This window comes from Nonomuraea sp. NEAU-A123, assembly GCF_018603905.1.
Lineage (GTDB): Bacteria > Actinomycetota > Actinomycetes > Streptosporangiales > Streptosporangiaceae > Nonomuraea.
Genome location: NZ_JAHFZZ010000049.1, coordinates 24,942 through 33,360, shown reverse-complemented (window position 1 = coordinate 33,360; position 8,419 = coordinate 24,942). Strand labels below are relative to the sequence as shown.

7 protein-coding genes are annotated in these 8,419 nt (G+C 69.0%); 4 read left to right on the top strand and 3 right to left on the bottom strand.

Annotated features, from left to right (window positions below):
* Window positions 1-844: 844 nt before the first annotated feature.
* The 3 genes from KLK06_RS58895 to KLK06_RS58885 form a co-directional block, all read right to left on the bottom strand.
* A complete protein-coding gene (locus tag KLK06_RS58895; protein WP_214644656.1) occupies window positions 845-1,942 on the bottom strand; it encodes a branched-chain amino acid aminotransferase in 1,098 nt (365 codons plus the stop codon).
* Between the two features lie 196 nt (window positions 1,943-2,138).
* Window positions 2,139-3,185, bottom strand: a complete 1,047-nt coding sequence (locus KLK06_RS58890) for a 3-isopropylmalate dehydrogenase (RefSeq protein WP_214644655.1) — start codon at window positions 3,183-3,185, stop codon at window positions 2,139-2,141.
* A 63-nt stretch (window positions 3,186-3,248) separates the two neighbouring features.
* The gene (locus KLK06_RS58885) at window positions 3,249-4,409 is read right to left on the bottom strand and encodes an ROK family transcriptional regulator (RefSeq protein WP_214644654.1); all 1,161 of its coding nucleotides are present in this window, start codon (window positions 4,407-4,409) and stop codon (window positions 3,249-3,251) included.
* Between the two features lie 99 nt (window positions 4,410-4,508).
* Between KLK06_RS58885 and KLK06_RS58880 the strand changes: the two genes are divergently transcribed.
* Genes KLK06_RS58880 through KLK06_RS58865 form a run of 4 tightly spaced genes read left to right on the top strand, consistent with a single transcriptional unit; the run spans window position 4,509 to window position 8,403 of the window.
* Window positions 4,509-5,609 carry a sugar ABC transporter substrate-binding protein gene (locus KLK06_RS58880; protein ID WP_214644653.1) on the top strand — a complete coding sequence of 367 codons (1,101 nt, stop codon included), beginning with the start codon at window positions 4,509-4,511 and terminating at the stop codon, window positions 5,607-5,609.
* Window positions 5,610-6,329 carry an ATP-binding cassette domain-containing protein gene (locus KLK06_RS58875; protein ID WP_214644652.1) on the top strand — a complete coding sequence of 240 codons (720 nt, stop codon included), beginning with the start codon at window positions 5,610-5,612 and terminating at the stop codon, window positions 6,327-6,329.
* Window positions 6,326-7,510: a sugar ABC transporter permease gene (locus KLK06_RS58870; protein ID WP_214644651.1), complete on the top strand. Its 1,185-nt coding sequence runs from the start codon at window positions 6,326-6,328 to the stop codon at window positions 7,508-7,510. Before KLK06_RS58875 ends, KLK06_RS58870 begins: the two co-directional genes overlap by 4 nt.
* Window positions 7,507-8,403 (top strand): ROK family protein, encoded by an 897-nt coding sequence (locus KLK06_RS58865; protein ID WP_214644650.1) that lies wholly within the window; start codon window positions 7,507-7,509, stop codon window positions 8,401-8,403. The genes KLK06_RS58870 and KLK06_RS58865 overlap by 4 nt, the downstream gene beginning before the upstream one ends.
* The last annotated feature ends 16 nt before the right edge of the window (window positions 8,404-8,419 follow it).

Genomic DNA, 8,419 nt, shown 5'->3' with positions numbered 1-8,419 from the left:
CTCTGCTCCGCCGGGCCATGACCAACTTCGCTGTCACCGACCTGGCCGGTCTCGTCCGGATCGTCAAACGCAAGCTGAAGAAGATCCAATACCGGCCCCACCTGCTCACCGGCTGCCTGGCCCAGACCGGACTCACCCTCGATACCCCGACAAAGCCATGACCGACTCTACGAATTCAACCTGTGTAGCCGCAGGTGACCGAGCTCTGGCGCAAAGCGTGTGGTCTCGTTACCGAGCGTTGCTTGGCGGGGTTCGTCGGAGTTCGTCGCGATTGAGTAACTGTCCGCGCATGAAAGCATCCATTGGATGATGATCGGGAGCGGTGGAAGGCAACGTGACAAGGGTCAAGGCCCTCAAACGCAGCCGCTACGGCCGAGCCAACCTCGACCTCCTCCGAAAGATCATCCTATGCGACCGATGCTGAACTGACCGTGCGTGACGACGTCACACGCTTTGCGCCAGAGCCACACGCACTTGGCCGTTGACATTTTCCGCATTGGCTGAAGGACCACCATGAGCCTCCAGCCAGCTTCCGCTCCCCTCATGGGCCGACTCCGCCAACCCCTGGCGAAGCGTGAGGGCGTAGCCCTCGGGAAGGCGGTCCGAGCGGAGCGAGGTCCCTCCAGGGGGCGGGCGCAAGCCCGCCTGGGAGGACGTCCGGAGTGAAGCGGAGGTCCTTGCAGTGCGCGTAAGCGCCAAAAGGAAGAGCGCCGAGCTTCCAGTGCGCGAAGCGCCGATTGTGAGCCCTTTGTTGAGGGGCGGGCGTCAAACGGCCAACCACCCAGACGGGTAACGGGTGGGGTGGCGAAAGACGCCCGGAGCGAAGCGGGGGACTGGAAAAAGGTTAGCTGATCTTGTGGATCCAGCTGTGGGTGTCGGGGCGGGAGCCGTACTGGATGCCCACCAGTTCCTCGCGGATTCGCATCGTCACGTCCCCAGGCGTGCCGTCCCCCACCGTCCATGCCCGGTCCGTGCCCTTGACCGAGCCGACCGGTGTGACCACCGCGGCCGTCCCGCAGGCGAACACCTCCGTGAGCTCGCCCGACTCGCAACCCGCCTGCCACTCATCCGTCGAGATCAGGCGCTCCGAAGCCTCCAGGCCGAGGTCGGCCGCCAGGGACAGGATGGAGTCGCGGGTGATGCCGGGCAGCAGGGTGCCGGTCAGTGCGGGGGTGACCAGTTTGTTGCCGAAGACGAAGAACAGGTTCATCCCGCCCATCTCCTCGACGTACCGGTGCTCGTGCGCGTCCAGCCACACCACCTGGTCGCAGCCCTGCTCGACGGCCTGCCGCTGGGCGACGAAAGCGGCGGCGTAGTTGCCGCCGCACTTGGCGAAGCCGGTGCCGCCGGGCGCGGCGCGGGTGTACTCGGTGGAGAGCCAGACGGAGACGGGCTGGACGCCCCCGGTGAAGTAGGAGGCCGCCGGGGAGGCGATGACCATGTACCGGTATGAGCGGGACGGGTAGTTGACGCCGAGTCCGACCTGGGTCGCGATGATGAACGGACGCAGGTACAGGCTGTGGCCCTCAGTGGTGGGGACCCAGTCCCTGTCGGTCTGGACGAGGAGTTCGAGCGACTCGACGAACGTCTCTTCCGGAAGCGAGGGCATCGCCATGCGCTCGGCCGAGGTGTTGAAGCGGGCGGCGTTCGCGTACGGGCGGAAGGTCGCAATCGAGCCGTTGGCCTGGCGATACGCCTTGAGCCCCTCGAACAGCTCCTGCGCGTAGTGGAACACCGAGGTGGCCGGGTCGAGCGAGAGCGGCCCGTACGGCTCGAGGCGAGCGTCATGCCAGCCCTCGCCCTCGGTGTAGTCGATCGAGATCATGTGGTCGGTGAAGGTCTGCCCGAACCCGGGGTTCGCCAGTACCTGCTCCCGCTCGGCCGCAGTGCGAGCGTGGTCGGATAGCTGCACGTCGAAGCTGAGCTTCTGAGCGATGGTCATGACGGAGGTCCTTCTCTCTACGGTTCTGGACAGACTCTACGGCTCTGGACATTCACTGCTTAGAGCAGCCTGTACTTCCTATTGTCTCGCTATATGGGATTGCAAGCGGCTAATGGGATGCTTTAGCCGTTTAGACGCGAAAAAGCGCCTCGCGGTCCTTGTGCGGACCGCCAGGCGCTTGGGGAGCTGGGCGGCCCTAGCTCGATACTCGCGCGGTGATGTCGTCACCGATCTCGTGTGTCGTACGGCCGGCCCAACCGGCCAGGCGCTCGACGATGTCGTCGGCGACGGCCTGCTCGACCCTGGCCGCCTCGGTGGACAGGCCCAGGTGCTCCAGGAGCATGGCGACCGACAGGATCGTCGCGGTCGGGTCGGCCTTGCCCTGCCCGGCGATGTCGGGGGCGCTGCCGTGCACCGGCTCGAACATGCTGGGCGCGGTGCGCTCGGGGTTGATGTTGCCGCTGGCCGCCAGGCCGATGCCACCGGCGATCGCCGCGCCGAGGTCGGTGATGATGTCGCCGAAGAGGTTGTCGGTGACGATGACATCGAACCGCTCGGGCTGGCTCACGAAGAACATCGAGGCCGCGTCGATGTGGCTGTAGTCGGTGGTGACCTCGGGGTATTCCTCTGCCACGCGGTTGACCGTGCGCTGCCAGAGGTCGCCGGCGTAGGTGAGGACGTTCGTCTTGTGGACGAGCGTCAGCTTCTTGCGCGGGCGGGACTTGGCCTTCTCGAAGGCGTAGCGGACCACGCGCTCGACGCCGTAGGCGGTGTTGAGCGACTCCTGGGTGGCGATCTCGTACGGCGTGCCGCGGCGCATGACGCCGCCGGTGCCCGCGTAGAGGCCCTCGGTGCCCTCGCGGACGACGACCATGTCGATGTTCTCGGTGGGCGTGTCGGCCAGTCGGGTCTCGACGCCGGGGAAGAGCTTGACCGGGCGCAGGTTGACGTAGTGGTCGAAGGCGAAGCGGAGGCGGAGCAGCAGGTCGCGCTCCAGGATGCCGGGCGGCACGCTGGGGTCGCCCACGGCGCCGAGCAGGATCGCGTCATAGCCGCGCAGCTCTTCGAGCACGGCGTCGGGCAGCGTCTCGCCCGTGCGGTGATAGCGTGCGGCACCCAGGTCGTAGTGGGTGGCCTCGATCTTGGTCCCGACGGCCTCCAGGACCTTCAGACCCTCAGCGACGACCTCGGCGCCGATGCCGTCACCGGGGATGACGGCCAGGCGAATGTTCCGCGACTCCATGTGCGTACCTTACCTGCTCGTCTCGGCTGCCGAGCATCCTATCTCACTTCTTGGACAAGAGAGTCAGCCGCGCCTGGCGTCGAAGATGAGGTCCCACGCCCTGGTACGGGCATGGGCCACCGCGCCCAGCAATACTCCACTGTCTCCCAGGGCGCTGGCCACCACCACCGGCCGCAGGGGGCCCAATTCCGCGATCCGGTCCTTTATCGCCGCGCCGAGGAGGTCCAGGTTGCGGCCCACTCCGCCGCTCAGGACGATGACCTCCGGATCCAGCACCGCCGCCACCGCAACCAGGAGACCGCCGATGCGGCGGCCTTCCGCCTCCACCACCGAGCGGGCCGCCGGGTCGCCGTCCGCCGCCACCGCGAAGACGTCCTTGGCCGTCTCCAGGTTCAGCCCGGCCGCCCTGGCCGCGCGGACCACGCCGGGCGCGGCGGTCACCGTCTCGGTGGCGCCGTGGGCCAGGGCCTCGTCCGTGGGGGGCGAGTCCGTGGGGACGTAGGAGACCTCTCCCGCCGCCCCCCTGGCGCCTACGTAGAGCTCGCCGTTGATGACGATGCCCATCCCGACGCCCGTACCGATGGAGACCAGGGCGAAGTTGAACTTGCCGCGCCCCTCCCCGTACGTGTGCTCGCCGACCGCCGCCAGATTGATGTCGTTCTCGATGATCAGCTCGACCTCGAGGGCGGACCGGAGGCGACCGGCCAGGTCAGGCGGGCCGGGGAGGTTGGGCGCGAAGTCCAGGCGGCCCTGGGCCGGGTCGTAGACGCCGGGCGAGCCGACCACCGCGCAGGCGATCGCGGACCAGTCCAGCTCCGCCTCCCTGGCCGCGGCTCGGCACAGCTCGCCCACGAGGATCGCCAGCTCGGCCGAGTCGCGGGCGGTGTTGCGTCCGTCGCAGCGGCCCGCGAACGCACCGCGCAGGTCCGCCACGGCGACGCGGATCCAGTCGCGGCCGATGTCGATGCCCGCCACGTGGGTGGAGGCCGCGTTCATGTCGTAGAGCGAGGTCACCGGGCCGGGACGGCCCGACACCTCGCCGACCAGGTGCACCAGCCCGTCTTCCTCCAGTCCGGCCAGCGCCGCCGAGACCGTCGGCTTCGACAGTCCGGTGATCTTGGCCAGATCGGCCCGTGACGCCGGGCCGTTCGCGTGGAGCTGGTCGAGCAGCCGACGCTCGTTCAGCACCCGCAGCAGCCGCGGATTACCCAGCCCACCCCGCATCTTCATCCTCCTCGCGCCAAACTCTAGCCAACTGCCCTGGTAGTAAACTAGCTTTCTTACCAAACAGCGGGGCGCGCCCACCCGAGAGGACGATGTGCGATGGACCGAGCATGGCGACTGATCCCGGCCGCGGCGGTCTTGTTGGCCGCCGCCGCCTGCGGTAACTCCGCCAACACCACGACCGACAAGGGCGCCACCACGAGCGCCGGGGCCGCCGCCCCGAAGACGATCGCCCTCTTCCTGCCCGAGTCCAAGACCACGCGATATGAGGCGTTCGACCGGCCGCTGTTCGAGGCGAAGGTCAAGGAGCTCTGCGCCGACTGCAAGATCCTCTACAGCAACGCCGAGCAGGACGCCGCCAAGCAGCAGCAACAGGTCGAGGCGGCCCTCACCCAGGGCGCCAACGTCCTGGTGCTCGACGCGGTCGACGCCAACGCGGTGGCCCCGCTGGTCAACCAGGCCAAGCAGAAGAAGATCCCGGTAATCGCCTACGACCGGCTGATCTCCGGCATCGACTACGCGTACTACGTGTCGTTCAACAACGTCCGCGTCGGCGAGATGCAGGGCCAGGCCCTGCTCGACGCGATGAACGCCAAGGGCACGACGGCCAAGGGCCAGATCGTGGAGATCCACGGCGCGCCCACCGACCCCAGCTCGGCCGACTACAAGAAGGGCGCCAAGAGCGTCCTGGACGGCAAGGTCAAGGTCGGCAGGGAGTTCGACACGCCCGACTGGAGCCCCGACAAGGCCCAGCAGCAGATGGAGCAGGCGATCACCGCCATCGGCCGGGACAACATCGTGGGTGTGCTGTCGGCCAACGACGGCATGGCGGGCGGCGCTATCGCCGCCATGAAGCGCGCGGGCTACAAGCAGTTGCCGCCGATCACCGGGCAGGACGCCGAGCTGGCCGCCGTGCAACGCATTCTCACCGGCGAGCAGTACATGACCATATATCTGGACATCAGGGCTGAGGCGGAGAAGTCCGCCGAGCTGGCCGTGGCCGTGGCCAAGGGCGAGCAGCCCGCGGCGACCAGCAAGGTCAACAACGGCACCGTCGACATTCCGGCCTTCCTCCTCGACCCCATCGCCGTCACCGCGGACAAGGTCAAGGACACGATCGTCAAGGACAAGTTCTACACGGCCGACCAGATCTGCACCGCCGAGGTCAAGGCCGCCTGCGCCAAGGCGGGCATTCAGTAAATGCTCTCCGCGACAGGCATCTCCAAGCGCTACGGCGCGGTCCAGGCCCTCGACGGCGCGAGCCTCCAGCTGCGCCCCGGCGAGGTCACCGCTCTCATGGGCGACAACGGCGCCGGCAAGTCCACGCTGGTCAAGACCATCTCGGGGGTGGTCGTCCCCGACGAGGGCACGATCACCCTCGACGGCACGCCGGTCAAAATCACCAACCCGCACGACGCGCAGGCGCTCGGCGTCTCGACCGTCTACCAGGACCTCGCGCTCTGCGAGAACCTGGACGTGGTGGCCAACCTGTTCCTCGGTACGGAACGCCGCCGCTGGACGCTGCTGCGCCACATCGCGATGGAACGCGCCACCCGCGACCTGCTCGAACAGCTCGACGTCCGCATCAGGGACATCCGGGTGCCGGTCGCCATGCTGTCGGGCGGCCAGCGCCAGTCCGTGGCGATCGCCAGGGCGCTGATCGGCGAGCCGCGGCTGGTCATCCTGGACGAGCCCACCGCCGCGCTCGGCGTGGAGCAGACGGCCCAGGTGCTCGCGCTGATCGGACGGCTGCGCGAACGCGGGCTCGCCGTCCTGGTCATCTCACACAACCTGGCCGACGTACGGGAGGTGAGCGACCGCGTGGTCGTCCTGCGCCTGGGACGCAACGCCGGTGACTTCGGTACGGCCGACACCACGCAGGAGGAGATCGTGGCCGCGATCACGGGGGCAGGGCGATGACCGACACGCTGGCGCGCAAGCCCTACACACCGAAGGTCGCGGTCGAGCGGCTGAGACAGGGTGACGTCGGCGCGTGGCCGGTCGTCGGCGGGCTGGTGGCGATCGCGATCGTCTTCAGCGCGCTCAACGACCGCTTCCTCGCGCCGGAGAACCTCACCAACCTGGCCCTCCAGATGGCCGCGACCGGCACGATCTCACTGGGCATCATCATGGTGCTGCTGCTCGGCGAGATCGACCTGTCGGCGGGCTCGGTCAGCGGGCTCTGCGCGACAATCATGACGATCATGCACGTCAAGCAGGGCTGGAGCGCTCTGGCGGCCATCCTGATAGCGCTGGCCGCCGGGGCGGGGATCGGGCTGATCCACGGGCTGATGTTCACCAAGCTCCGGATGCCGTCGTTCGTGGTCACGCTGGCCGGGCTGATGGGCTGGCTCGGGCTGCTGCTCTTCCTGCTGCGGCAGGGCGGCACGATCAACCTGCCGTTCACCGGGTTCATCTCCAAGCTGAGCGACACCTGGCTGCCGTCCTGGCTGTCGTGGCTGCTGGTGGCGGGCCTGGTGCTCGTCTCGGGCGGCGCGGCGCTGGTCACCCGGCGCCTCAGGCTGGCCGCCGGCCTGCCCGTCACTCCCCTGTGGTGGCTGCTGGTCAGGACGGGCGGGCTGGCCGTGCTGCTCGCGGCGGGCGTGCTCATCATGTCCGCCGACCGGGGCGTGCCGCTCCTGCTGATCATCTTCGGCGCGCTGGTCGTGGTGTTCGATCTCGTGCTCCGGCATACCGCGTTCGGCAGGCATGTGTACGCCGTCGGGGGCAACGCGGAGGCGGCCAGGCGGGCCGGGATCAACGTGACGCGGATCAGGATCCTGGCGTTCATGCTGGCCTCCACGCTGGCGGCGGCCGGGGGCATCCTTGCGGCCAGCCGGCTGTCGGCGGTCAACCAGCAGTCCGGTGGCAGCGACATCCTGCTCATGGCGATCGCCGCGGCGGTCATCGGCGGCACCTCGCTGTTCGGCGGCCGTGGGCGCGCCTATGACGCGCTGCTCGGCGTGCTGGTCATCCAGTCGATCACCAGCGGCATGTACCTGCTGAGCGTCGACTCCTCCGTACGGTTCATGGTGACGGCCGCGGTGCTGGCCCTGGCCGTGGCGATCGACTCGCTGGCCCGGCGGGGGGCCGCCCAGTGAGCCGGGTGCTGGGCATCGATGTGGGTGGCACGAAGGTCGCGGTCGGTGTGTCCAGCTCCGACGGACCGGAGATCGCCGAGCGGATCCGGCTCGACACCGGCGCCGGCACGCTCGAACGGGCGCTCGCGGCGGCCAGGGACCTGGACGGCGCGCCGGCCGCGGTGGGCTTCTCGACGTGCGGCGTCATCCGCGACGGCCGGATCTGGCTGGCGCCCAACGTGCCTGGCTGGGAGGGGCTGGAGCTGCCCAGGCTGCTGCGGGAGGAGTACGGCGCGATCCCGGTGGCGATCGACAACGACGTGAAGGCGGCAGCGGCGGCCGAACTGCGCTGGGGAGCGCTGCGCAGCGTGTCCACGGGCGTCTACCTGAACCTGGGCACCGGCCTGGCGGCGGCGCTGGTGGTGAACGGCCAGGTGGTGTCCGGGGCGCACGGCGCGGCGGGCGAGATCGGCTACCTGCAGGCCATCCCGGGCGAGCCCGCCTTCGCCGACGGGCATGTACCCCTGGAGGAACGGGTCTCCGGAGCCGCGCTCGCGGCCCGGGGCACGGCCCTGCTCGGCCGGGAGACCACGGCGGCCGAGCTGTTCGCCCTCTTCGCCGCCGCCGACACCTCTGACGGCGCTCTCGCCGGACCCGATGTGGCGGGACTGGTGGACGAGGCCCTCGGGCTGCTGGCCATGAGCGTGGCGAACCTGTGCGCGACGTTCGACCCCGAGTGCCTGGTGGTCGGCGGCGGCATGATGGGCGCGGCGGACCTGATCATGCCGCGCCTGACGGCCGAGCTGCGCCGGACCGTACCCTTCCCGCCCGAGGTACGTCCGGCGCGGTTCACCGACGACGCCCCGCTGCTCGGCGCGCTGGCACTCGCCCATGCCGCTTCACAGTCTTCATGAGTTTGTGAAATAGGTG

What these genes read in the sequence shown, in the direction of transcription:
- KLK06_RS58875 (WP_214644652.1), top strand. Translation starts at nt 5,610, where the DNA reads ATGCTCTCCGCGACAGGCATCTCCAAGCGCTACGGCGCGGTCCAGGCC.
- KLK06_RS58895 (WP_214644656.1), bottom strand. Translation starts at nt 1,942, where the DNA reads ATGACCATCGCTCAGAAGCTCAGCTTCGACGTGCAGCTATCCGACCAC.
- KLK06_RS58890 (WP_214644655.1), bottom strand. Translation starts at nt 3,185, where the DNA reads ATGGAGTCGCGGAACATTCGCCTGGCCGTCATCCCCGGTGACGGCATC.
- KLK06_RS58870 (WP_214644651.1), top strand. Translation starts at nt 6,326, where the DNA reads ATGACCGACACGCTGGCGCGCAAGCCCTACACACCGAAGGTCGCGGTC.
- KLK06_RS58885 (WP_214644654.1), bottom strand. Translation starts at nt 4,409, where the DNA reads ATGCGGGGTGGGCTGGGTAATCCGCGGCTGCTGCGGGTGCTGAACGAG.
- KLK06_RS58880 (WP_214644653.1), top strand. Translation starts at nt 4,509, where the DNA reads ATGGACCGAGCATGGCGACTGATCCCGGCCGCGGCGGTCTTGTTGGCC.